This is a genomic window from Vreelandella indica, from assembly GCF_037070225.1.
In the GTDB taxonomy this organism is placed as follows: domain Bacteria; phylum Pseudomonadota; class Gammaproteobacteria; order Pseudomonadales; family Halomonadaceae; genus Vreelandella; species Vreelandella arctica.
On record NZ_JBANSO010000018.1, the window covers coordinates 75,912 to 97,599 of the forward strand.

At 56.5% G+C, this 21,688-nt stretch carries 26 protein-coding genes and 1 riboswitch; of the genes, 19 read left to right on the forward strand and 7 right to left on the reverse strand.

Features of this window, described 5'->3' with window-relative positions:
* Positions 1 to 56: 56 nt before the first annotated feature.
* Genes V8L71_RS13515 through edd form a run of 3 tightly spaced genes read right to left on the reverse strand, consistent with a single transcriptional unit; the run spans position 57 to position 3,839 of the window.
* Positions 57 to 926: an aldo/keto reductase gene (locus V8L71_RS13515; RefSeq protein ID WP_336274424.1), complete on the reverse strand. Its 870-nt coding sequence runs from the start codon at positions 924 to 926 to the stop codon at positions 57 to 59.
* 55 nt (positions 927 to 981) lie between these two features.
* Positions 982 to 1,950, reverse strand: coding sequence for a glucokinase (gene glk / locus V8L71_RS13520; RefSeq protein WP_336274425.1), 969 nt, complete (start codon positions 1,948 to 1,950; stop codon positions 982 to 984).
* A complete protein-coding gene (edd, locus tag V8L71_RS13525) occupies positions 1,947 to 3,839 on the reverse strand; it encodes a phosphogluconate dehydratase (protein ID WP_336274426.1) in 1,893 nt (630 codons plus the stop codon). The genes glk and edd overlap by 4 nt, the downstream gene beginning before the upstream one ends.
* A 280-nt stretch (positions 3,840 to 4,119) precedes the next feature.
* Here edd and cobT point away from each other — a divergent pair, with 280 nt between their 5' ends.
* Genes cobT through V8L71_RS13565 form a run of 8 tightly spaced genes read left to right on the forward strand, consistent with a single transcriptional unit; the run spans position 4,120 to position 10,291 of the window.
* Entirely contained in the window at positions 4,120 to 5,169 is a 1,050-nt protein-coding gene (gene cobT, locus V8L71_RS13530; RefSeq protein ID WP_336274427.1) for a nicotinate-nucleotide--dimethylbenzimidazole phosphoribosyltransferase, read from the forward strand.
* The gene (locus V8L71_RS13535; protein WP_336274428.1) at positions 5,166 to 5,870 is read left to right on the forward strand and encodes an adenosylcobinamide amidohydrolase; all 705 of its coding nucleotides are present in this window, start codon (positions 5,166 to 5,168) and stop codon (positions 5,868 to 5,870) included. Before cobT ends, V8L71_RS13535 begins: the two co-directional genes overlap by 4 nt.
* Positions 5,867 to 6,871, forward strand: a complete 1,005-nt coding sequence (gene cbiB / locus V8L71_RS13540; RefSeq protein ID WP_336274429.1) for an adenosylcobinamide-phosphate synthase CbiB — start codon at positions 5,867 to 5,869, stop codon at positions 6,869 to 6,871. The genes V8L71_RS13535 and cbiB overlap by 4 nt, the downstream gene beginning before the upstream one ends.
* Positions 6,868 to 8,019, forward strand: coding sequence for a threonine-phosphate decarboxylase CobD (cobD, locus tag V8L71_RS13545; RefSeq protein ID WP_336274430.1), 1,152 nt, complete (start codon positions 6,868 to 6,870; stop codon positions 8,017 to 8,019). The genes cbiB and cobD overlap by 4 nt, the downstream gene beginning before the upstream one ends.
* Entirely contained in the window at positions 8,003 to 8,557 is a 555-nt protein-coding gene (locus tag V8L71_RS13550) for a bifunctional adenosylcobinamide kinase/adenosylcobinamide-phosphate guanylyltransferase (RefSeq protein ID WP_336274431.1), read from the forward strand. The genes cobD and V8L71_RS13550 overlap by 17 nt, the downstream gene beginning before the upstream one ends.
* Positions 8,554 to 9,324 (forward strand): adenosylcobinamide-GDP ribazoletransferase, encoded by a 771-nt coding sequence (gene cobS / locus V8L71_RS13555; protein ID WP_336274432.1) that lies wholly within the window; start codon positions 8,554 to 8,556, stop codon positions 9,322 to 9,324. The genes V8L71_RS13550 and cobS overlap by 4 nt, the downstream gene beginning before the upstream one ends.
* Positions 9,261 to 9,914, forward strand: coding sequence for a histidine phosphatase family protein (locus V8L71_RS13560; protein ID WP_336274433.1), 654 nt, complete (start codon positions 9,261 to 9,263; stop codon positions 9,912 to 9,914). The genes cobS and V8L71_RS13560 overlap by 64 nt, the downstream gene beginning before the upstream one ends.
* Positions 9,866 to 10,291: a bifunctional adenosylcobinamide kinase/adenosylcobinamide-phosphate guanylyltransferase gene (locus tag V8L71_RS13565; protein ID WP_336274434.1), complete on the forward strand. Its 426-nt coding sequence runs from the start codon at positions 9,866 to 9,868 to the stop codon at positions 10,289 to 10,291. Before V8L71_RS13560 ends, V8L71_RS13565 begins: the two co-directional genes overlap by 49 nt.
* A gap of 43 nt (positions 10,292 to 10,334) precedes the next feature.
* On the opposite strand, the gene V8L71_RS13570 is transcribed toward V8L71_RS13565, so the two are convergent.
* Positions 10,335 to 10,631: an addiction module antidote protein gene (locus tag V8L71_RS13570; protein ID WP_336274435.1), complete on the reverse strand. Its 297-nt coding sequence runs from the start codon at positions 10,629 to 10,631 to the stop codon at positions 10,335 to 10,337.
* 2 nt (positions 10,632 to 10,633) lie between these two features.
* Positions 10,634 to 10,927 carry a type II toxin-antitoxin system RelE/ParE family toxin gene (locus V8L71_RS13575; RefSeq protein WP_336274436.1) on the reverse strand — a complete coding sequence of 98 codons (294 nt, stop codon included), beginning with the start codon at positions 10,925 to 10,927 and terminating at the stop codon, positions 10,634 to 10,636.
* Positions 10,928 to 11,011: 84 nt separating this feature from the next.
* Positions 11,012 to 11,246: riboswitch (cobalamin riboswitch) on the forward strand.
* Positions 11,247 to 11,392: 146 nt separating this feature from the next.
* On the opposite strand from V8L71_RS13575, the gene V8L71_RS13580 reads away from it, so the two are divergent.
* Genes V8L71_RS13580 through V8L71_RS13595 form a run of 4 tightly spaced genes read left to right on the forward strand, consistent with a single transcriptional unit; the run spans position 11,393 to position 15,858 of the window.
* Positions 11,393 to 13,213 (forward strand): TonB-dependent receptor domain-containing protein, encoded by a 1,821-nt coding sequence (locus V8L71_RS13580; RefSeq protein ID WP_336274437.1) that lies wholly within the window; start codon positions 11,393 to 11,395, stop codon positions 13,211 to 13,213.
* 46 nt (positions 13,214 to 13,259) lie between these two features.
* On the forward strand, positions 13,260 to 14,117 hold the full coding sequence (locus tag V8L71_RS13585; protein WP_336274438.1) for a cobalamin-binding protein: 858 nt from the start codon (positions 13,260 to 13,262) through the stop codon (positions 14,115 to 14,117).
* Positions 14,117 to 15,088, forward strand: a complete 972-nt coding sequence (locus V8L71_RS13590) for a FecCD family ABC transporter permease (RefSeq protein ID WP_336274439.1) — start codon at positions 14,117 to 14,119, stop codon at positions 15,086 to 15,088. The genes V8L71_RS13585 and V8L71_RS13590 overlap by 1 nt, the downstream gene beginning before the upstream one ends.
* Complete coding sequence (locus V8L71_RS13595) at positions 15,088 to 15,858, forward strand: ABC transporter ATP-binding protein (RefSeq protein WP_336274440.1); 771 nt, start codon at positions 15,088 to 15,090, stop codon at positions 15,856 to 15,858. Before V8L71_RS13590 ends, V8L71_RS13595 begins: the two co-directional genes overlap by 1 nt.
* A 1-nt stretch (position 15,859) precedes the next feature.
* Here the strand turns inward: V8L71_RS13595 and V8L71_RS13600 are convergent, their stop codons facing one another.
* The gene (locus tag V8L71_RS13600) at positions 15,860 to 16,750 is read right to left on the reverse strand and encodes an NAD-dependent epimerase/dehydratase family protein (protein ID WP_336274441.1); all 891 of its coding nucleotides are present in this window, start codon (positions 16,748 to 16,750) and stop codon (positions 15,860 to 15,862) included.
* Positions 16,751 to 16,891: 141 nt separating this feature from the next.
* On the opposite strand from V8L71_RS13600, the gene V8L71_RS13605 reads away from it, so the two are divergent.
* The 7 genes from V8L71_RS13605 (at position 16,892) to V8L71_RS13635 (ending at position 21,295) form a co-directional block, all read left to right on the forward strand.
* Entirely contained in the window at positions 16,892 to 18,205 is a 1,314-nt protein-coding gene (locus V8L71_RS13605; RefSeq protein WP_336274442.1) for a cobyrinic acid a,c-diamide synthase CobB, read from the forward strand.
* 88 nt (positions 18,206 to 18,293) lie between these two features.
* A complete protein-coding gene (locus V8L71_RS13610; RefSeq protein ID WP_336274443.1) occupies positions 18,294 to 18,734 on the forward strand; it encodes a YtoQ family protein in 441 nt (146 codons plus the stop codon).
* A 15-nt stretch (positions 18,735 to 18,749) separates the two neighbouring features.
* On the forward strand, positions 18,750 to 19,361 hold the full coding sequence (gene cobO, locus V8L71_RS13615) for a cob(I)yrinic acid a,c-diamide adenosyltransferase (RefSeq protein WP_336274444.1): 612 nt from the start codon (positions 18,750 to 18,752) through the stop codon (positions 19,359 to 19,361).
* A 150-nt stretch (positions 19,362 to 19,511) separates the two neighbouring features.
* Positions 19,512 to 19,805: a BrnT family toxin gene (locus V8L71_RS13620; RefSeq protein WP_336274445.1), complete on the forward strand. Its 294-nt coding sequence runs from the start codon at positions 19,512 to 19,514 to the stop codon at positions 19,803 to 19,805.
* Complete coding sequence (locus V8L71_RS13625; RefSeq protein ID WP_030069104.1) at positions 19,798 to 20,007, forward strand: BrnA antitoxin family protein; 210 nt, start codon at positions 19,798 to 19,800, stop codon at positions 20,005 to 20,007. Before V8L71_RS13620 ends, V8L71_RS13625 begins: the two co-directional genes overlap by 8 nt.
* Positions 20,008 to 20,584: 577 nt before the next feature.
* A complete protein-coding gene (locus V8L71_RS13630; RefSeq protein ID WP_336274446.1) occupies positions 20,585 to 20,986 on the forward strand; it encodes a hypothetical protein in 402 nt (133 codons plus the stop codon).
* Positions 20,987 to 21,295, forward strand: a complete 309-nt coding sequence (locus V8L71_RS13635; RefSeq protein ID WP_336274447.1) for a hypothetical protein — start codon at positions 20,987 to 20,989, stop codon at positions 21,293 to 21,295.
* 114 nt (positions 21,296 to 21,409) lie between these two features.
* Here the strand turns inward: V8L71_RS13635 and V8L71_RS13640 are convergent.
* Positions 21,410 to 21,688 (reverse strand): hypothetical protein (locus tag V8L71_RS13640; protein ID WP_336274448.1); only part of this gene is annotated, 279 nt, incomplete at its 5' end.

A 21,688-nucleotide genomic window follows, 5' to 3' on the forward strand; every position in this document is an offset into this window, starting at 1 on the left:
CTTAGTGTAATTAACGTAATAGTTGTTTTGTACCGCGTCGTTTTATACAAATAGCCTTATGCCACGCAGTGGCCGCGGGCGGCTTCTAGCAATTCATACCAGGCTTCCCTAGGTAGCGTGGCAGGGCCTTTAAGCATGTCGTTGATTCGGTCAGGTTTAACGCTGCCAATTACCGGTACTGGCGAGTTAGGAAGACTGCGCAGCCATGCCAGCGCTAAAGCACTAGGGGTGCTATCAAGCTCTGTTGCCCACTTATCCAAACATTCGCCAACGGCGCCATGCATTAACTGCCCACCTGCCAAAGGTGACCATGCCATGGGCGCGTGGCCTTCGGCACAGAGATCATCAAAGCTGCCGTCAAACAGTGGCGCTGTGTGGGCAATCGAGAGCTCGATTTGGTTAGCTGATAAGCGGTGATGCATGGCGCCCTGCAAGCGCCGCCACTGGCTGGGCAAATGGTTGGAAACACCTGCTGCGCCAATTTTGCCGGCGTCAATGGCGTCGTCCAGCGCCCGGCCGGTCGCTTCCGCATTCATCAGTAGATCGGGGCGGTGAATTAGGAAGTGATCGAGACGTTCGACATTCAAACGCGCAAGTGAGCCATCAATGGCGCTATTAAGATAAGCAGGGCTGGCGTTGTAGTGCTTTACCTTGCCCGAACCGGGGGCGGGGTTGTCGTTAGCAATACTCGCTTTGGTGACGATATTGACTCGTTGAGCCAGAGCAGGTCGCGCCCGCAGAGCGTCACCAAACAGTATCTCCCCTTGGCCGCTGCCGTAAATGTCTGCATGGTCAAACCAGTTAAGGCCTTGTTCCAGGCGCGCTTCAATCCATTCTGCTAATCGCTCAGGTTCGTGCATGGCAGGTGCTTCGTGCAGGCGCATCATGCCGAGTAAAAACGGCACATCAAAAATGGCGGCGGGCATAGCAGGTTCCGTATTGGTGTTGTTAGGAGTGTTGTTAGAGGTGCTAGAAATGTTATTAAAAAACCTCTTCGTTATGCAGTGCCTCAGCGGCGCCTAATAAGCCTGTCCATGGGGCGGTGACCACCCAAATGGGGATATCGGCATTATAAGCACCCATGCGTCCTTTATTGACAAAAGCGGCGCGCAGTTCGCTTTTGGGTAGCCAATCTAGCAGGCGCGGCAGGATGCCCCCGCACAGATAAACACCGCCCCTCGCGCCCATGGTCAAGGTGGCGTCGCCGCATACATCGCCCAGAATTTTTAGAAAACGCAGCAGGGCGGCAGTGGCGAGGCTATCGCCTACATTAGCGGCTTTTGTGACATCCGCCGGGCTAGCTAAGCGTGGTTCAGCACCTTCAAACGTGCAGTAGGCTTGATAAAGTTCTAACAAGCCCTGGCCGCATAAGACCCGCTCTACACTGATTCGTGGACGACGCTGTTTAAACACATCCACAATCGCTCGCTCGGTATCATCCGTGGGCGCGAAGGTAACATGGCCGCCTTCAGTAGGCAGTGGAATCCAGGCGCGCTGGCCGGGGAATACCCCGGCAACGCCTAGCCCTGTGCCAGGCCCGATGACAAGGCGTGTGGCGTGCGCTTGTGACTTGCCTGGCTGGACTTCGACCAATTCACTGGCAGCGACATGAGGCACACCCAGCGCCTGGGCGGTGAAGTCGTTAATGACTTTAAAAACAGCGAGGTTCAGCGTTTGCTGAACCTCGCTTTTTAAAAATTCCCAGTGGTTATTGGTCATCTTGACCCGCTCAGCGTGAACGGGGCAAGCAAAGGCTAAGCACGCTTCTTGAGGCGCTTTATCGCCGGTAGCACCGACACGCTGTAAATAATCCTGCACCGCTTCAATAACGCCGGGGTAGTCAGCGCAGGGAAGATTCACAATATCGTGCGGCGTGATCTCGCCTGGCGTGACTAACGCCAAGCGTGCATTGGTGCCACCTATGTCGCCAATGAGGGCCGGTCGGCTCATTGGTCCTCCTGTTCGATTTTTTCCAGCTCCCGCGCTAGTACTTCTGCCTCGAAACCACCAAATACGCCCGCTCCCTCTTCGGCCTTGGTGGCCAGGTGGCGGAAGCCGCCAAAGAGCTCACGGCCCATGCCAAAGTGGTTGTGTTCCAGATTGGCTTCGGCGCATGGACGGGCATTGAATTTTGCGGCGTCTATTAATACGTTTAGCTCTCCGCTATCGGCATCCAGGCGGACGATATCGCCATCCTTAAGTTTCGAGAGCGGCCCACGGTCAACGGCCTCTGGCGTTACGTGGATAGCGGCCGGAACCTTGCCCGACGCCCCAGACATACGCCCGTCCGTAACCAGGGCAACTTTATAGCCGCGGTCTTGAAGCACACCCAAGAACGGGGTGAGCTTGTGTAGTTCAGGCATGCCGTTGGCTTTGGGCCCCTGAAAGCGCACCACCACAATCACATCACGATCAAGCTGGCCGGATTCAAACGCCGCTTTTACCTGATTTTGATCATCAAACAGCTGTACCGGTGCTTCAATGACGCGATGATCCTGTTTTACTGCCGAGATTTTAATCACGCCGCGGCCCAGGTTGCCGTCAAGCACGGTAAGCCCGCCGGTGGGCGAGAAGGGATTGCGAACCGGGCGCAGGACGTCTGTGTCATGGCTCGTGGCCGGTCCTTCTCTCCAGGTAAGCTTACCCTCTTCAAGGAAAGGCTCTTGAGTGTAGGCCGACATATCGGTGCCAAAGACAGTGGGAATATCCCCGTGGATAAGCCCAGCCTCGAGTAGCTCACGAATCAGCAGGCTCATGCCGCCAGCGGCCTGGAAGTGGTTAACATCCGCTTGGCCATTGGGGTAGATGCGGGTCATGCTGGGTACCACGGCGGAGAGGTCCGTGAAGTCGTCCCAGTTAATGGTAATGCCCGCCGCCGCCGCCATGGCAACCAAGTGCAGGGTATGGTTGGTAGACCCGCCGGAGGCCAGTAAACCTACGATAGCGTTAACGATCGCACGTTCGTCAATCTGCTTGTAGAACGGGCGGTAGTTGCCGCTTTGCTCGGTATTGCGAATCGCTTGTTCAGTGGCGTAACGGGTAAGTGCTTCGCGCAGCGGCGTGCCTGGGTTAACAAAGGAGGCGCCGGGCAGGTGCAGACCCATCATCTCCATCATCAGCTGGTTGGAGTTGGCAGTGCCGTAGAAGGTGCAGGTGCCAGGGCTGTGATACGACTGTGATTCGGCCTCTAAAAGCTCATCGCGACCGACTTTTCCTTCTGCGTAAAGCTGACGGACTCTAGCCTTTTCATCGTTAGGCAGGCCTGTTGTCATGGGGCCGCCGGGGACAAAAATAGCGGGTAGATGGCCAAAGCGTGCGGCACCAATAAAGAGACCTGGCACGATTTTATCGCAGATACCTAAATACAGCGCTGCATCAAACATATTATGGGAAAGCGCAACCGCGGTTGCCATGGCGATCACATCACGGGAGAAGAGCGATAGCTCCATGCCCGGTTGACCTTGGGTAACACCGTCGCACATGGCGGGTACACCGCCAGCAAACTGAGCGGTTGAGCCCATGCCACGTGCGGCTTCTTTTATAGCGGCAGGGTAGTCTTCAAATGGCCGGTGGGCTGAAAGCATATCGTTATAGGACGATATGATGCCCAAGTTGGCACTATTGGTTAACTTTAGTCGGCCTTTATCGGTAGGCACATCACAACCTGCAAAACCGTGCGCGAGGTTACCGCAGGAAAGCTCACCGCGATGTACGCCTTGCTTATGCTGGTCAGCCATATGAGATTCATAGAGGGCACGCCGGTGCTTGGAGCGCTCACGGATGCGCTGGGTAACCTCAGCAACGGTGGGGTTTAGTGTGGCAGGTGTTGGGCTCGGCATAGGGACCTCTGCATGATAAAGACGGTGTGTAACACATGTAGTTATTTTACATTTTTTAGTGTCGATATAAGAGACTTTACGGCAATAAAAACCATAATTGTAGTTTTATTACCCGAATATGGGGCGTCGAATTTTTCCCGCAAATGCGCGGGTGAATCCAAAGAACCCCAACAGCTTGGTAGAGCCACCAGTGAAATAGCAAGTATAGCACTCAGGCTTTTGCTACCCTTTTGCGCGCTACGTTTAATATTTATTGTTTATTCACCAAGCCGGAGCCTGCATGCACACGATTCTTGACGACATCCAGCCAGTTAATTTTCATGCAGGTGAGCAAGCGCGTCGCTACTTGGATACCTTGACCAAGCCGCCGGGCAGCTTAGGTGCCCTAGAGACATTAGCCATTCAGCTTAGCGCTATCACTGGCGAACTGAAGCCCAGCGTAATACCGCCGGCCGTGATTGTGTTTGCCGCCGATCACGGCGTTGCCGCGGAGGGTGTTTCAGCCTTTCCGCAAGCGGTGACTGCTCAGATGGTGGCTAACTTTGCCCAGGGCGGCGCGGCGGTTAACGTGTTTGCCCGGCAGATTGGCGCGCGTGTTGAAGTGGTGGATGTCGGCGTGGCGAGCGATATCACGGCAGCTGGTGTGGTGAATGCCAAGGTATCCCGCGGTACCGCCAACATGGCGATAGAAGATGCGATGCAGCCTGAGCAGGCAGCAGAGGCCATTAATGCAGGCGTGGTGGCGGTAGAGCGGGCAATAAAGGCGGGGGCAAAGTGCCTTATAGTCGGGGAGATGGGTATTGCCAACACCACCGCCAGCAGCGCCATGTTAGCAGTGTTAACCGGCGAGCCGGTAGCAAGCCTAGTGGGCGCTGGCACGGGCATTTACCCACAGCAGCTAACCCATAAAGTGGCCGTCATTGAGCGTGCCATCGCGGCGCGCAATGCTGATTCACAGGCACCCTTAGAGGTGTTGACCAAGCTGGGCGGGCTGGAGATCGCCGCCATGACCGGCGCGTATTTAGCGGCAGCAGCGCATCGGTTGCCTGCGATTGTGGATGGCTTTATCGCTACCGTCGCCGCACTCACCGCCTGTCGAATGTGTCCCGCAGTGCGCGGCTACTTGATTTTTGGCCATCGTTCCCAAGAGCCGGGGCACGATGTCGCGTTACGTGCGCTAGACGCCAAGCCGCTGCTGGATATGGGCATGCGGCTAGGCGAGGGCAGCGGCGCGGCGCTGGCGTACCCCTTGCTGCAGGCGGCCACAGCGATGATGGCAGAAATGGCCACGTTTACCGATGCCGGTGTTAGCGATAAAGCTGCACTATGAGCACACTGTTGAGCATGCCGAAAACGCTTCCTTTTAACCAGCCATTAACGCTCTCGCAAAGCGAGCACTGCTTGGCGATAACCTCTCAGGTGCCGCTGCGCACACTAAGCAGCGCGCTGATAGGCGATGGCTTTGGCACTACGCATTACTTTGCCAACTTTCATGTTGATAAACATTACGATGGGCGTACCCCTAGGGCGGATCTAATAGGCTGGCTGGATACCAAGGGATTACCTTCTTCGTCAATTGCCATGATGACCGCCGTCCGTTTAAGCAGTGCCTCCATCGTCAGCATGCCATTGGCGCAGCGCGAGCATGGCGTGATGGCGCTGGTGACGGCGGGGACAGGCAATGCGGTGGATATCACTGCGCCTCACTCGCAAGACCCCCGACTAGTGGCAGGCACTATCAATGTGTTTGTGTTTGTCGATGCCCAATTAACTGACGGCGCGCTAGTAAACGCGTGCTTGTCGATAACAGAGGCCAAGGTTCAAGCGCTCTATAAGGCTGGCATTATCGATACGTATAGCGGTACAGCCGCCACAGGCACCTCTACGGACTGTGTCTGTGTGGCGGCCACTCAGCAAGGGATGCAAACCCCGTATGCAGGTTCCGGCACACCACTTGGCCGAGCAATTGGAAGAGCGGTGTATCAGGCAACGCTAAACTCGCTAGCTTGCTCTAGCGAAGGATTAGTATGAGCGCGCCTTTCGAATTAACAGGCATCATCCTGGTCGCCCTGGCGATTGTGATTGATTTAATCGTTGGCGATCCGCGCTCAATACCGCATCCAGTGGTGCTGATCGGGCGGTTTATCAGTCGTTTTGAACAGCTTTGGAATCTCGGGACTGCGCAGCAGCGTAGAGTGTGCGGCTTCCTGCTGACGCTCATCGTGGTAGGCGGCGTGTGGAGTATCAGCTGGCTGTTACTAGCAGTGTTGACGCAGTTGCACCCTGGGCTGGCATTGGTCGCTGAACTCTGGCTGCTCTCCACGACACTGGCGATCAAAGGTTTGGGCGATGCGGCCCGCGCTGTGGTAGAGCCGCTGACCAAGGGCGATTTGCCCGCCGCACGTCAAGCGCTGGGCATGATTGTTGGCCGCGACACCCATCGCTTGGACGAAGCGGAAATCACCCGGGGCACTGTGGAAACCGTGGCTGAAAACACCGTGGATGGCATCACTGCGCCGCTGTTTTTTGCTCTTATTGGCGGGGCACCGCTAGCGCTGGCGTATAAGGCGGTAAATACTCTGGATTCGATGGTCGGCTATAAAAACCAGCGTTATGCTGATTTTGGTTTTGCCTCTGCCAAGCTGGACGATGTGGCTAACTGGCTACCCGCACGCTTAACCGCGCTGTGTCTATGGCTCGCTGGCCTGCTGCTGAGCACTTTTACTGTTTTAACGTTACGCTGGAAAGATGCGCTACGTGGCACGTGTCGGGATGCGCCACGCCATCCCAGCCCGAACGCTGGTTGGCCGGAAGCCATGGTAGCGAGGCTTTTGGGGGTGCAGTTGGGCGGCACCAACTTCTATCAAGGCGTGGCTTCTCACCGTGCGACCCTGGGCGAGCCACTTGAGAAGCTGCGTGTTGCTCATATCGGCGCTACTCTCCGTTTGATGCACGGCGCCTGGCTACTCTTTATGTTGCTGTCGGTGCTCGTGATGGCTGGACTGATGTTTATTCTGCGAGGATTGCTATGAGTACGCCCGCATGCCCCGGCTCTCAATGGACCAGCTCTCCATTACCCAGCTCTGCATGGCCCAAGCATGGCGGCCAGGCCGAGACGCTGCTAACGCACTTCGGTTTGCCTGCCGATCACCGTCTGGACGATTTTAGCGCCAATCTCAACCCGCTGGGGCCGCCCGCGTGGGTGCGCGATTGGCTAACGCGGCAGCTAGCGGGCCTTGATCATTACCCATCGCCCGATTATCCCGCTGCTCGTCAGGCCATCGCCGCCCATCACCAGCTTCAGCCTGAACAGGTGTTGCTGACCAACGGCGGTGCCGAGGCCATCTTTCTGACCGCTGCGTTACATGCGGGTAAGCGAGCCGCCATATTGACCCCGAGCTTTGGCGAGTATGCCCGCGCCTGTCGCGCCCATCGGCTTTCGATCAACGAGATTCCGCTGTCTTCATTGGATTTTAGCCTGGAGATTGATGCGCTGATGGCTGCGTTAAGCGACACCGATGTGCTGTTTCTATGCCGACCCAATAATCCTACCGCGACGCTTATCGACTTCTCGACCATGGTGGTTTTGCTGGAGCGCACCGCTGCTCTGAATTGTCGCGTGGTGGTCGATGAAGCTTTTATCGATATGGTGGTGGGTAACAGCCAAGATGAGGCATCGCTGACAACGTTATTGGCGCGCTATCCGCATCTCGTTCTACTGCACTCCATGACCAAATTTTATACCCTACCGGGTCTCCGGCTGGGCTACCTGCTGGCGGATGCGGCCACAGTTCAAGCGGTACAGGCTCACCAACCGCCATGGAGCGTTAATCACCTGGCGGCGGAACTGGTAGCGCCGCTGCTGGCGGATGATGCGTTTACCCGGCGCACTCAGCGATGGTTGACCAGTGAGCACCCACGCATGGCACAAGCGCTCGCTCAATTGGGGCTGGAAGTGGTGCCTAGCCAAGCGTGTTTTTTCCTGCTCCGCCCTGGGGCTGAACAGCGTGCAAGCGGTATCACTAGCGACATACTGTTTGAGCGCCTGTTGCGCCGGGGCGTACTGGTGCGCCATACGCATAACTTTGCCGGGCTTAATGGCGAATGGCTGCGAGTGGCGCTACGCGATGAGCCCGCCAATCGACGCTTGATAAAGGTGCTGAATGATTGTCTTCGTTAGCGGTGGTGCGCGTTCTGGTAAAAGCGATGTTGCCGAGCAGCAGGTGGTGAATGCAGCGGGCAGTTTGCCCTGTTACTACTTAGCCACCGCAAACGTATACGACGCCGAAATGGCCGCGCGCGTGGCCCGTCATCGTCAATCCAGACAAGAGGAGTGGCAGAGCGCTCATTGGAAAACACTGGAAGAGCCACTTGTCATTGATCAAGCGATCGCCAAAGTGCCAAAGGGTAGCGCCGTGCTGCTGGATTGCTTAACGCTCTGGGCCAGCCAGGTGCTGTACGCCAGTGAGCTCAGCGAAGAGGAAGGGCTGGCGCTGCTGGCAAGCACACTTGTTGATGTCCGAGCGCGTAGCCTCTATCTAGTGATTGTCTCCAATGATATCAACGAAGCGCTTCCGCCCTCGGATGCTGAAACCTGGCGCTATCTGGCGTTTCTTCAACGCGTTCACCGCTGGCTAGCGAAAGAGGCGGACTCGGTAATAGAAGTAATAGCTGGCCGTGCTATCGAGTGGAAGCGAAATAAGGAGAGATGCGTGTGAAAAATGCGCTGTATGGTGCTTTGCTGGCGCTACAGTTTCTAACGCGAATTCCTATTCCCGTCGCTGCTCCTTGGATTCCAGAAAACCGACGCTGGGCAGTACGCGCCTATCCGTTAGTGGGGCTGTTGATTGGTGCCGTGCTAGCGGTAGTCGCGTTCGGAATGCAAAACGTTCCCGCCCCGATTACTGCGCTGACATTGCTAAGCATTTGGGTGGCTATTTCGGGTGGGCTGCATTTAGACGGCGTAATGGATATCGCCGATGCGCTGGGCAGTAATCAGCCCCTGGCGCGTCGTTGGGAAATCATGAAAGACCCGCAAATCGGCAGTTTTGGTATGTTGGCGCTGGTGTTTCTGCTTGCCTGGAAGGCCGTGCTGCTGTGGGCATTGCTGGCTTATCACGCACCCTGGTGGTGGCTATTAATAGTCCCCGCGCTAGGGCGCTGGGCAGGCGTGGCATTACTGGTGCTGACTCCCTGCGCACAACCGAAGGGCTTGGCCTGGAGCTGGCAGCAGTCGCTTAGCGGCCAGGATGTGGCGCTTGCGTTGGTGCCGGTCTTGCTGATAGCACTGCTAGCGCCCGCGATAGTGTTGATGGTGCTAACGGTCACTGTTTTTGTGTTACTAATCCGCTGGCTAATGTTGCGACTGTTTAACGGAATGAACGGCGATATGGTGGGCGCCACCATTGAAGGAGGAGAGCTTTGGCTACTGATCTTACTGTGGAGCTGGTGGCAGTTCGCCACGGTATCACCGCTTGGAATTTAGAGCGTCGTTATCAAGGCCAGCGCGATATTCCGCTGCTGTTTCCTGACGCTGAAGTTGGGCTTCTAGCACTGCGCGACGCGTTGGTGGATGAGCGGTTTGATGCTATCTACTCAAGCGACCTTGACCGCTGCCAACAAACCCTGGCGTGGACAGAAGTCACCAAGGCTGGCGTGCCACTCACTCTTGAACCACGCCTGCGGGAACTCGATTTTGGCGAGTACGAAGGCAAGGTGTACGACGAGCTAAAAGACTTGCCGCACTACCGTGCCTGGATTGATAGCGTGGGCGAACTGCAAATTCCTGGGGGCGAATCGGCGGCTCAACTGCGTGAGCGTTTAGACGCTTGGCTGCATGACCTAGCGGTTAATGCCCGCGCCAGTGGCCACAAAAAAGTATTGGCAGTGACCCACGGCGGCGTGATCCGTGAGCTACGTCGCCGCTTTGAGACGATCCACTTCTGGGAGGGTACCGTGCTTCAAGCGCAAGGCAGGCGTTGGCAGCTTATTTATCAAAAAGACGAACATGGCAAAGGGGAATGGCAATGCAGCTCTTCATCGGCGGTGCCTGCGCTGGCAAACGCGACGCCGTAATTGCTCGCTTTCCCGAAGCGCAGTGGTGGCGGCTTGATACTGCGCAGCCTTTCATCGATAGCCAGCAAGCGCTAGTAGCCAATACGCCGCTGATTATCACTGGCGTGCTTGAGTGGCTTGGCGTAGCACTTGAACGTGATGATAACGATGCCCTGCGCCAGCAGTGGCAGCGCGATATGATCCAGCTTTGCCAGCGCGCCGACGAGTTAAACGCGGCGTTAATCATTATCGCCACCGACGTTGGCCGTGGGGTTGTGCCCATGGAACCAGAGCAGCGGCGCCTGCGTGATCTCAATGGCTGGTTCACCCAAGACGCCACCGCCCAAGCTGAAGAGGTATGGTATGTGCGCCATGGGTTGGTGATGGCGCTCAAGTAGCTGACGAGTCAGTCGCTGAAAATAGCATTTAGGGACTAGCAGGCTAAGCCGCTGGTTTGTGGGGTCGGGTGGTGAGATCCACCCCTAGAGCACGGGTTACCGCTAACATTGTCTTGAGTGTGGGGTTACCCGATTCGCCAAAAGAGCGGTAAAGCTGTTCGCGTGGCAAGCCAGTTTCAATTGCCAGTTGAGACATGCCTTTCGCTCTGGCGGCTACACCAACAGCTTTTGCAATGTAGCTGGCATCACCGGTTTCAAAAGCATCTGATAAAAATATCGCAATGGCTTCTTCGTTATCCAGCGCTGCCGCGGGATCGTAATCGTAAAGTTGTTCGCTCATGTTTACCTCCATGCCTTCGCAAGGCGATGAGCTGTGTCTATATCTTTCTGTTGCGTGCTTTTGTTACCGCCACACAGTAATAAAATAAATTCATCGTCGCGCTTAAAGAAGTAGACCCGATAGCCAGGCCCATAATGAATGCGTAGCTCACTTACGCCTTGGCCGACTGGCTGTACATCACCAGCTAGGCCATTGGCTAGGCGAAAGATACGCGCAGCGATAGTAGCTTTAGCACGTGAATCTTTGAGTTTGCTTTCCCACTTCCGGAAAGTGTCTGCCTGCTTTATGTCAGCCATCCATTTAATGTAGTTTATAGATTACAGTTTCTGCAATAGCAAAATTGACCGCCCTTTCAATTGACCTCTCTTGGGCAAGTTGCTAGCTTACGCCCACTCTTAGGTGCTGGCGGTGGATAAAGCCGCTAGTGAAACGGGAAGTTGGTGAACGCCTCGCGTGATTCCAACGCTGCCCCCGCAACGGTGATCGAGATAAGAACGGCCAATACGCCACTGTGCTCACGCACGGGAAGGTGGTCGTTCGGAAAAGAGTGGCTCTGTTTGCTAGAGACACCTTTCGCTCGTCAGCCCGGAGACCGGCCCGAGAGTAATGGTTCTAACTGAACCACACCATGCCGAGACGCGGAGGGCGTTCTTAGGGCAGTGAACGGTAGCGCAACGCTATCGTTACTCCCTTGTTTTTGCCCCGCGCTCGGTCAAAAAAACTGCGTTGTGCGGGTGAGCACGACGAGCAAGGGATCTCACATGAACCACCGTTTTCACACCACCGCCAAACGGGCGGCGTTTTGTATGGCTGCGTTACCGCTAGCCATCTCCTTTTCTGCCCAGGCCCAATATGCCGAAGCGACGACCGAATTAGCCGCGCTAGATCCTGTCGTTGTGACTGCTGCGTTAGCCCCTCGTACCGCCAATGAGAGTCTCTCTTCCGTTAGCGTATTGGATGAAGCCACTTTTCGCCGCCAAGACCCCACCAGTTTGACGGATCTTCTGCGCGGCCAGCCGGGCGTTGATGTCACTAGCAACGGCAGCTTTGGCAAAAGCAGCAGTGTTTACCTGCGCGGTGCGCCCAGCGATGCCTCCGTGCTAATGATTGATGGCATTCGCCTGCGCTCCGCTACGGCGGGCAGTGCCGCATTTCAGTACTTAGACCCGCGCATGTTTGATCGCGCGGAAATCGTGCGCGGCCCACGGGGTAGCCTTTACGGTGCAGATGCGGTCGGCGGTGTTATTCAGCTTTTTACGCCTGATGGTGACGAAGAGGGCCCGCAACCGAGAATCTCCGTCGGCGGTGGTTCATTCAATACCCAGCGGTTAAGCGCAGGTGTTTCGGGACGCGAGGGAGGCACGCGCTACAGCTTTGCCGGTAGTCATTTCAATACCGACGGCCAGCCCATTCGACGGGGTGGTGAAGACAAAGGCTACGACAACACCTCTGCGCTGGCCCGTGTTGCGCATACCTTTGAAAGCGGTGCTGAAGTTGGTGTGCTGGCGCTGCGCGCTCGCGGTAACAACGAATATGATGGCGGTGAGAATGACTTCGTCCAGCAGGTGGCGGGTATTTATGGCGAGCTGCCAGTTACCGATACCTGGCAAAGTCGCCTAACGCTTAGCGAAGCTCGTGATGAGCTGGACACCATCGATAATTTCGGTGGCTCGGTGATTGACACCCGCACCCAAACCGCGCGCTGGCAGAACAATTTTCAGTTTGGCGCTCATGAATTGATCGCTGGCGCTGAAATCAGCGAAGACCGCGTTTCAAGCACCAACGATTTTGATGTCACCAGCCGCGATAACACTGCTGTATTTACGCAAGGGCTACTCGACTTTTCGCCGTTCGCCATTCAAGCAAGCCTGCGTTACGACGACAACGAAGCTTATGGCGATGAAGTCACCGGCAGTTTGGCGTTGGGTTACGACCTGGATAATTATCATACGCTGCGCGCTAGCGTAGGCACCGCCTTTAAAGCGCCAAGTTTTAATGACCTTTATTGGCCGAATTCGGGCAATCCTGATCTCAATCCTGAAACGTCTGAAACTGTTGAGGTAGGTGTTCGCGGCCAATACAGCCAGTGGTTCTGGGACTTGGCCGCCTTCCAAAACGACTACGATGACCTGATTGCCTGGGCACCGACGCCCAGCGGATTATGGGCGCCGCAAAACGTCAATCATGCGCGTATTCGCGGTGCTGAGCTTTCCAGTGGTGTCGAAATCAGCGATTGGACTCTGCAAGCTGCGTTTACCTACCTGGACCCAGAAGACCAGGATACCGGCAATCGACTAGCCCGTCGCGCCACCCAAAGTGTACGTTTGGATGCCGATCGCGAGCTTGGCGATTGGTCGCTGGGTGGTTCCTTAGTGGCGCAGAATCACCGCTACGATAATGCCGCTAATACCGAGCGTTTGAATGGCTATGGGCTGGTTAACCTGCGTGCAGGCTGGCAGTTTGCGCCACTCTGGACGGCGCGTATTACGGTAGAAAATGCCTTTGATAAAGAGTATGAAACGACGAGCGACTACATCAACGCCGGCCGAGCAGGGTTTTTGAGTGTTCACTTTGGTCAATAAAAAGAGTGGATTAGCGCGCGGGGCCTTGGGCCTCGCGCTGCTATTCATGGCAACGGTTGCACCGGCAAACGACGACTCGCGCTGCGCAGTGGATGACCGTGACCGTGAGGTCTGTCTTCACAATGCTGCCCAGCGAATTGCCACGCTCTCGCCTGGCGCAACCGAGCTGACCTATGCGGCTGGAGCTGGGGATCAGGTGGTCGCCGTCGTCTCGTATAGCGACTATCCGCCGGAAGCCAAACAAGTGGAATCGGTGGGCAGTCACACCCGAATTGATTTAGAAAAGCTGGTTGGCTTGGCGCCGGATTTAGTGATTGGCTGGGTAACCGGCAACCCCGCTGAACAGCTTGAAACCCTCGAAGCCTTGGGTATGCCGATGTTCTATATAGAGCCTCGCGATATGGATGGCGTGGCCAGCGCCATCGAACGCTTGGCGCGGCTGGCAGGAACGGAAGCGGCCGGGCAGGCGGTGGCCGATAATTTCCGTACGACCATGAACGCCTTGGAAGAGCGCTATCGAGACCGCGAACCTGTGCCTACCTTCTACCAAGTCTGGGACGAGCCGTTAATGAGTGTTAACGACCAGCACCTTATCGGCCAGGTGGTTGAGATTTGTGGCGGTAAGAATGTGTTTGGCGAGCAAACGCGCCTTGTGCCGCGTATCGACGATGAAGCCGTGTTGGCAGCCAATCCCGAAGCGATTATTGCCGGTGGCATGGGTGAAGAGAATCGCCACTGGCTGACGCATTGGGAGCAGTACCCTAACTTGAAGGCGGTTGCGGAGGAGAATCTCTTCTTTGTGCCCCCTTCACTGATTCAGCGGCCCACGCCGCGCCTGATGGAAGGCACACAGCTCCTGTGTGAAAAGCTCGACATCGCCCGCCAAAAACGTGGGCGCAGCTAATGCTAGCGCGCCTGGGTCTCCCGCTTAGCCTGCTATTACTAGCGGCGCTGGCAGCGCTACTCTTAGCGCTTGGCGTCGGCAGCGCTAAGATTTCTCCTGCGCAAATTTGGGCCTTGTTGCAAGGCGAAGGCGATGCGCTCGCGCGTACTATGGTGATGGAGCTGCGCTTGCCTAGGGCGCTCTCGGCGTTTGCCGTTGGCGGTTTGTTGGCAGTAGCCGGTGCGCTAATGCAGGTGCTGCTGCGCAACCCTCTTGCGGACCCATACGTGCTGGGCCTTTCCGGCGGCGCTTCCATTGGCGCACTGGCGGCCATGCTAGGTGGGCTAGGCGGGCTGGCGATTTCAAGTTCGGCGTTTGGCGGCGCGCTATTTTCGACATTTTTAGTCTTCGGTTTGGCCCACGGCAGCGGCGGCTGGACGCCTTCTCGGCTGCTGCTCACCGGCGTTGTAGTGGCCGCGGGGTGGGGCGCAGTGATTACGCTGATGCTGGCGTTGAGCCCCGCCGAGCGCCTGCCGGGCATGCTTTACTGGCTGATGGGCGATCTCTCCTATTCGCGCACGCCTTGGCCACCGTTACTGCTGTTACTGGCCACCTGCGTGGTGTTGATTCCGCTTGGGCGTAGCCTGAATGTACTGGCCCGTGGCCCGCAGCAAGCCGCCGCGCTGGGCGTGGCGGTTCGGCCGCTGGAGTGGTGTATCTACGTTGCCGCTAGCTTACTGACCGCCGCTGCAGTCACTACGGCTGGCAGCATTGGGTTTGTTGGTTTAGTGGTGCCGCACATGCTGCGCCTGCTGTTAGGCAACGACCAGCGGCTGATACTGCCCGCCTGCGCACTGGCGGGCGGCACGCTGTTGGTGTTGGCCGATACCCTGGCGCGTACCATGATCGCCCCGGAACAGCTGCCCGTTGGGGTCATTACGGCGCTATTGGGCGTGCCCACCTTCCTGTTTCTGCTCTACCGGAGCCGCTGATGAGCGTACTGGCTACCCGCGATCTCATCATTGATGTGCCCGGCCGCGAAGGCGGCACCCCGCTTAATATAACCATCGAGCCAGGGCAGGTGTGGGGTGTGTTAGGGCCCAACGGTGCGGGTAAAACGACGCTATTACATACCCTGGCCGGGCTTCAGGCGCCGCGTTCAGGCAGTGTTCAGCTTAACGATTCAGCGCTTGGTCAGCTGCGCCGCCGCCACGTCGCTCAGCGATTGGGGTTGGTGTTTCAAGACCGCCAGGATGGCTTCCCCGCGACCGTTCTGGAAAACGCACTGATTGGCCGTCATCCCTACCTTTCACCGTGGCAGATGGAGGGCGCTGATGACTACGCACGCGCGGAAGCCGCCCTTGAACGCCTGGATGTAGCGCATCTACGCGACCGCTTGGTGAGCACGCTTTCCGGCGGTGAGCGTCAGCGGGTGGCGATTGCCACTGTTCTCACCCAGGCACCCAATGTGTGGCTGGCGGATGAACCGACTAACCATTTGGATCTTCATCATCAGAGTGCCGTGATGGCACTAATGGCGGAGCAGGCCGCTGAAGGGCACGCCGTTATGATGTGCTTGCACGACCTGAACCTGGCTGCCCGCTGGTGCGACCACGTGCTGTTGATGTATCCCAATGGCGAGGTGTGCTGGGGACCGCGAGATAGCATGCTGGTGCCCAGCGCGCTGGAAAGCCTCTACCGCCAAAAGCTAGCAGTGGTAGAGGTGGATGGCGCGCCGGTGTTTGTGCCGATAAAGGCCTAGCTTATTGCGCCAGTTCATCCCGCCACGTGTGGCGAGGTTCGAAGCCGACCAACCGGCGGGCCTTTTCGATACTGTAGAAGGTCTCAAATTCGCCCATTTCGCGCTTGATGGGCACGCCTGCGTAGAAGCGCTCGATCACTTGGGCATTGGTTAGGCCGACCGAGAGTTCGCGATTGGCGACGTTGAACACCTGGTAGCCCAGGCCGTCCGTTTTCAGACAGCAATCGACCATTTGGCCCAGGTCCCGGGCGTCGATGTAGGCGAAAATATTGCGGCGGCGTAGGGCGGGGTCATCCATGTAGGCCGGAAAATTCTGACGGTACTCGTGGGGCTCGATAACGTTGTTGATGCGCAGGCCGTAGATGTCGATGCCTGAACGCGCCTGGAAGGAGCGGGCGGTCACCTCGTTGACCACTTTGCTCATCGCGTAGCTATCTTCCGGCACGGTGGGGTGCTCTTCATCGATGGGAAGGTAGTCCGGTTTCTTCTCGCCATCGGCGAAACAGACGCCGTAGGTGGTCTCGCTGGAAGCGAAGATAACCTTGGGAATGCCCAGTTTGGTGGCGGCATCCAGCACGTTGTAGGTGCTCAGCGTATTGATGCGGTAGGTCTCATTATCTGGCCGGTGCAGGATGGCAGGAATAGCGGCGAAATGAACAATGGCATCGTAACGCGGCACGCCGGTGCCAGGCTCAAGCTCATCGAACCCGGCATAAGCATGGCAGGCATTGAACACTTGGCCTGCATCGGTCAGGTCGGTTTTCAGGGTGGTGATGCCGGGCACGTCAGACGTCACCCAATCCAGATTGGTAACGCGGTGACCTTGATCACGAAGATAAGCAGTGGCATGGCGGCCAGCTTTGCCACTGCCGCCAGTAAACAGAATACGCATGCGGTAACCCCGGTTGGTGAAACGAAGCGGAACATAGAATTAAACGAAGACCTTCACTTTAGCAAAGAAAGGTTCGGCCCGCCGACACTCAGCCCTGATCGCATGAAAAAGGCTTAACCATCAACCGTTAAAAGGAGCGTTATGTTTCAGGGCAAAGCACACGCGGCGTTAATCAGCGCACCCGGTTCCGACCAGGGGAAATCAATGGTCACCGCGGCGTTAGCACGGCTGCATCGCAACGCCGGGCTTACCGTGCGGGTCTTCAAGCACGGCCCCGATTACCTTGACCCCATGATTCAGGAAGTGGCCTCCGGTCAGCCGGTGTATCAGCTTCACCCCTGGATGACCGGTGAAGAGGAGTGCCGCTGGCGCTTAGCCGAAGCCGCCCAGGAAGCCGATGTGATTCTGGTCGAAGGCTCTATGGGCCTGTTTGATGGCTCGCCCTCCAGCGCCGACTTGGCGATCTTGGCAGGCATCCCCGCGCTGCCGGTGATTGATGCCTGGGGAATGGCACAAACCTTTGGCGCGGTGGCGCAGGGCTTGGCCAACTACCACCCTGATCTTGCCATTCACGAAGTAATTGCCAACCGCGTCGGCAGCCCCGGCCACGGCAAACTGCTTGCCGACAGCATGCCGGAAGGCATTGCGCTGCTGGGGGCCATTCCCCGCAATGACGCAATGAAGATACCTGATCGCCATTTGGGCTTGGTGCAGGCCAGCGAGCTAAGCGGCCTGGATGCGCAGCTGGATGCCGCCGCTGAGGTGTTGAAAGAAGCGGGCTTAGGCCGGTTGCCCAAGCTGGTCACGCTTAGCGCGGAGTCGCCAGCGCCGGTGCCGGACTACCTGAATGGCGTACGCATTGCGATCGCCCGAGACGACGCCTTTGCGTTTATCTACCGCGCCAATGTCGACGTGCTGCGCGCCATGGGCGCAGAGGTCAGCTTCTTTTCACCGCTTAATGATCATCAGTTACCCGAGTGCGACGCGCTCTGGTTACCGGGTGGGTATCCCGAGCTTAACGCCGCTCGCTTTAGCAGCAACCACGGCATGTTAGAAGCGATTAGCGCCCATCACCGCGCGGGTAAACCGATACTCGCAGAGTGCGGCGGCCTGATGGCCTGCGTTGAGCAGCTGGTAGATGGCGAGGGTGAAAGCCACGCGATGCTGGGGCTTCTCAACGGCACCGCGAAAATGGTCGGTAAACTCACCGCGCTAGGTCTGCAAAGCCTGCACGCCGGGGCAGGGGAGCTGCGTGGCCATACCTATCACCACTCACTGCTTGAAACCACCATGACGCCGCTGGCGCGCACCCGCAAACTCGCCGGAAGCGAAGCCGAGCCGATTTACCGCGAAGGCGGGCTGGTCGCGAGCTATTTCCACGGCTACTTCCCTTCTGCGCCCAAGCTGGTTGCGGATATTTTTACCGGGCAGGCGATTAGCATCAATAACGGTTAACGAGGGATGTGGAAGATTTTTCCATAAAATTGAACTGCGCTATGCTGTGTGCCTTTCACACCTGAATTTAACTCAGCAGGAGAATATTATGAGCTTTTACGTCTACCTTTCCGGCGAGATTCACACTGACTGGCGCGAAGAGATTCAGCGCGGCGCTGACGCGGCGGGTCTGGATATCGTGTTCACCGCCCCGGTAACCGACCACGCTGCCTCTGATGCTGCTGGTGACCACCTGGGTAAACCGGACAATGGCTTCTGGCGTGATCACCAGTCATCCAAGGTCAACGCCATCCGCACCCGCACCATGATCGAGCAGTCCGACCTCGTTGTCGTTCGTTTTGGCGAGCAATACAAGCAGTGGAACGCCGCTTTCGATGCAGGCTACTGCGCCGCCTTGGCCAAGCCCTACATCACCCTGCACAGCGAAGACATCGTTCACCCGCTGAAAGAAGTCGACGCGCAAGCCCAAGCCTGGTGCACCACGACCGATCAGGTGGTTGAGACATTGCGCTACGTACTAAAAGCTTAATAAAGAGGACACCCCATGCGCGAGAATGCCAAAACCCCCGAACGCCATGCCCAGCGCATGGCGGCCAAGCAGAAAATCATGAACGAGCGCATCGCCCGCGCCGATAAAGAGCAGGGCGTGCTGCTAGTGCTCACCGGCCCCGGTAAGGGCAAAAGCAGCTCCGGGTTTGGCATGCTAGCCCGCGCCCTGGGCCACGGCATGAAAGTCGGCGTGGTGCAGTTTATTAAAGGCGCGTTTAGTACCGGCGAAGAGGCATTCTTCCGCAACCTGCCCAACGTCGATTACCACGTCATGGGGCAGGGCTACACCTGGGACACCCAAGACCGCGAACGGGACGTCGCCGCCGCCAATGCCGCCTGGGCAGAAGCCAAACGCATGTTGCAAGACGAAAGCTATCACCTGGTACTGCTCGACGAACTCAATATCGCCCTGCGCTACGAGTACCTAGACCTAGACCAAGTACTCGACGACCTTCAAGCCCGCCCAGCAATGCAGCACGCCGTCGTCACCGGCCGCTACGCCCCGCAACAGCTCATCGACCTCGCTGACACCGTCACTGAAATGAAGGTGGTTAAGCATGCTTTTAAAGACCAAGGTATTAAGGCCCAGAAGGGGGTTGAGCTTTAGGCGAGAGGTGTAAAGTGTGAGACGTGAAGGGCAGTGAAAGTTAGTGTGTGCTCTGTTGTGCGAGGGCGCCTCAGCTAGCGATAGTTGAGCCCTTTAACGAGCAACTCCCAGTGTCTTGATAATACCTACAATGCAACTACAATATAATGCATGAGCTACCTTACCTTTGATTGGGATCCAAGTAAGGATGCCGCCAATCGCAAGAAGCATGGCGTTTCTTTTAAAGAGGCAAAAACGGCCTTCACGGACGAATTCGGCCGCCTCATATCAGATCCCGATCATTCTGAAGAGGAGGATCGATTCATACTCCTTGGAACGAGCATTCATTCCCGTTTATTGGTGGTGTGCCACTGCGTGAGAGACGGCGACACAATCCGAATTATCTCAGCGCGCAAGGCGGATAAACGAGAGCGAAAAACTTACGAAGGGTACAGACATGCGTGACCATTACGATTTTTCAGAGTCAGTCAAAAACCCATACGCCAAGAAGCTAAAAAAGCAGGTCACGATCCGGCTGGATGAAGATACCATCGCGTATTTCAAAAATCTGGCGGAAGAGAAAGATCTTCCCTATCAGAGCTTGATTAATCTCTATCTACGCGACTGCGCCCAGTCACATAAAGACCTTAAGCTTGAGTGGCAATAAACAGTGCGGCGCTGCCCGCGCCCTGCATCAACTTGCAAAGCTAAGATATCGTATGTCCGTTAAAAAAAAGTCGGCGCAGGCGCCCAAGTCTGGAGCACAACCACTGACCAAGTCGGCGAAACCTGCGTCATGCTCTAAAAACCGCATGGTCCTACCAGCTAAGTGCACGTCACGGTGCCTTTCAGGAGAGCGGCTCATTTCTCGACCGTAGCTATCTTGCCACCAAAACCAGCGGTGAGGGGGCTGTAGGAGCCCAATTCATTGGGCGATCAGCGCGTAGGCTGCCACTGCGCATCACCGCTCACCAAAACTGTTTGTTGGAAAGTGCTCAATTCTATGCGCTCTCAAAAATTTTCCCGCCAGGGCGTGACCTAAGCCAAATTTATGAATAGAGTATGATTGAACTGAGCATAACGAGCGGGCACACGATTTTTGAATATATTGCCAAGTAGCCAAGCTAATTATTATATAACTCAATGAAATATGCTTATTTTGGTACACCAGAAAACTTCAATAAACGCGCAGGAGCGTTCATCAGTGTTATACGGCGGGCTATATAATCACTGTTAGAGCGCAAATGGTCTGGTTCGGTATCGCGGTCTATTTGACGGTTTGGGGTCTCGGCTTGGTCTGCCTTTGGTTCGCCTACCAAATACGTTTCAAGCGGCGGTACTCGCTCATTCGCGACGGTCAACGGAAGCCGCTCCCTCATGCCTACCTCATCGCCGCGCCGTTCGCATTCATGGCCGCGCTTGCGGGCGTTCTAGTTCTCGGGTTTGCTGTGGCTATTCCCGTTTACCGTCTTCAGTTTGGCACCTGGCACCTATACATCGGCGCACTTGTTGGCGTGCTCGGTGTTTGGCGCTACTTCTTGTTCAGGCGTCACGCCAAACTTGTGCGCTCTAACCCTTCGCTCCACCTGACGGGCGCCGGCAAGCCGGCACCCGCAGGTGAGCTCAAACGTTATACGAAAGGGTAGATGATGGAAGTTTCCGAAGAAATCGAGGAAAGGATCGAATTCTGGATTAAGACAAAGTTTTACTATGTCGCCTATCCTGATCCTGTAGACGAGTATTGGTGGCTAGATCGTGAGGGGCAATGGCAGCCGATGGCGGACATGTCGCTTGATCACCTAAAGGCGTCCGCAAAATTAATAGAGCGGGACGTCAAGAATGCTTTCAGCCCCAAAGAAGGTAAGTACTCATATTATGCAAAATTTATTCTTGAGCCAGCTTTAGCAAAGAAGTCTGAACTAGAAGAGGTCTTTCGAGATCAGGCAAAGCTGTGACAATTCGTATAACCATGCAAGTCAAGGCGACGTCTACTCCATTGCGGCTTCGCCTCCATTCCGTAGCCGCGCGTGCTTAGCGGCGTTAGGCGCGCGGGCAGCAACGCACGAGGTTTAGGGGCCAGGGTGAACGAGAAAAAATTGAGCTACGTATACAGTTTCAAGTGTGGAGACGATCTTCAGCACTTCGACAGGCTGCCAGAAGTTACGCAAGTCAATATCGAACGACACATTGTTGAAGTCATCACGGATTCTTTCATTGAACCGGCCGATGAACCGTACCGGGATTCCCGGAGGCTCCAAACCTTGAGAGGATGGAGCCATGAGCAAATCAAATCGATATTCCCCTGAAGTTCGCCAGCGGGCGGTACGTATGGTCTTCGACCACGAGGC

Coding starts and splice junctions, on each gene's coding strand:
- V8L71_RS13515 (WP_336274424.1), bottom strand. CDS start 926: ATGCCCGCCGCCATTTTTGATGTGCCGTTTTTACTCGGCATGATGCGC.
- V8L71_RS13595 (WP_336274440.1), top strand. CDS start 15,088: ATGAGCGTACTGGCTACCCGCGATCTCATCATTGATGTGCCCGGCCGC.
- cbiB (WP_336274429.1), top strand. CDS start 5,867: ATGAGCGCGCCTTTCGAATTAACAGGCATCATCCTGGTCGCCCTGGCG.
- V8L71_RS13630 (WP_336274446.1), top strand. CDS start 20,585: ATGGTCTGGTTCGGTATCGCGGTCTATTTGACGGTTTGGGGTCTCGGC.
- V8L71_RS13610 (WP_336274443.1), top strand. CDS start 18,294: ATGAGCTTTTACGTCTACCTTTCCGGCGAGATTCACACTGACTGGCGC.
- edd (WP_336274426.1), bottom strand. CDS start 3,839: ATGCCGAGCCCAACACCTGCCACACTAAACCCCACCGTTGCTGAGGTT.
- V8L71_RS13585 (WP_336274438.1), top strand. CDS start 13,260: ATGGCAACGGTTGCACCGGCAAACGACGACTCGCGCTGCGCAGTGGAT.
- V8L71_RS13590 (WP_336274439.1), top strand. CDS start 14,117: ATGCTAGCGCGCCTGGGTCTCCCGCTTAGCCTGCTATTACTAGCGGCG.
- V8L71_RS13565 (WP_336274434.1), top strand. CDS start 9,866: ATGCAGCTCTTCATCGGCGGTGCCTGCGCTGGCAAACGCGACGCCGTA.
- V8L71_RS13550 (WP_336274431.1), top strand. CDS start 8,003: ATGATTGTCTTCGTTAGCGGTGGTGCGCGTTCTGGTAAAAGCGATGTT.
- V8L71_RS13570 (WP_336274435.1), bottom strand. CDS start 10,631: ATGAGCGAACAACTTTACGATTACGATCCCGCGGCAGCGCTGGATAAC.
- cobD (WP_336274430.1), top strand. CDS start 6,868: ATGAGTACGCCCGCATGCCCCGGCTCTCAATGGACCAGCTCTCCATTA.
- V8L71_RS13575 (WP_336274436.1), bottom strand. CDS start 10,927: ATGGCTGACATAAAGCAGGCAGACACTTTCCGGAAGTGGGAAAGCAAA.
- V8L71_RS13635 (WP_336274447.1), top strand. CDS start 20,987: ATGATGGAAGTTTCCGAAGAAATCGAGGAAAGGATCGAATTCTGGATT.
- glk (WP_336274425.1), bottom strand. CDS start 1,950: ATGAGCCGACCGGCCCTCATTGGCGACATAGGTGGCACCAATGCACGC.
- V8L71_RS13620 (WP_336274445.1), top strand. CDS start 19,512: ATGAGCTACCTTACCTTTGATTGGGATCCAAGTAAGGATGCCGCCAAT.
- V8L71_RS13535 (WP_336274428.1), top strand. CDS start 5,166: ATGAGCACACTGTTGAGCATGCCGAAAACGCTTCCTTTTAACCAGCCA.
- cobO (WP_336274444.1), top strand. CDS start 18,750: ATGCGCGAGAATGCCAAAACCCCCGAACGCCATGCCCAGCGCATGGCG.
- cobT (WP_336274427.1), top strand. CDS start 4,120: ATGCACACGATTCTTGACGACATCCAGCCAGTTAATTTTCATGCAGGT.
- V8L71_RS13580 (WP_336274437.1), top strand. CDS start 11,393: ATGAACCACCGTTTTCACACCACCGCCAAACGGGCGGCGTTTTGTATG.
- V8L71_RS13625 (WP_030069104.1), top strand. CDS start 19,798: ATGCGTGACCATTACGATTTTTCAGAGTCAGTCAAAAACCCATACGCC.
- V8L71_RS13600 (WP_336274441.1), bottom strand. CDS start 16,750: ATGCGTATTCTGTTTACTGGCGGCAGTGGCAAAGCTGGCCGCCATGCC.
- V8L71_RS13605 (WP_336274442.1), top strand. CDS start 16,892: ATGTTTCAGGGCAAAGCACACGCGGCGTTAATCAGCGCACCCGGTTCC.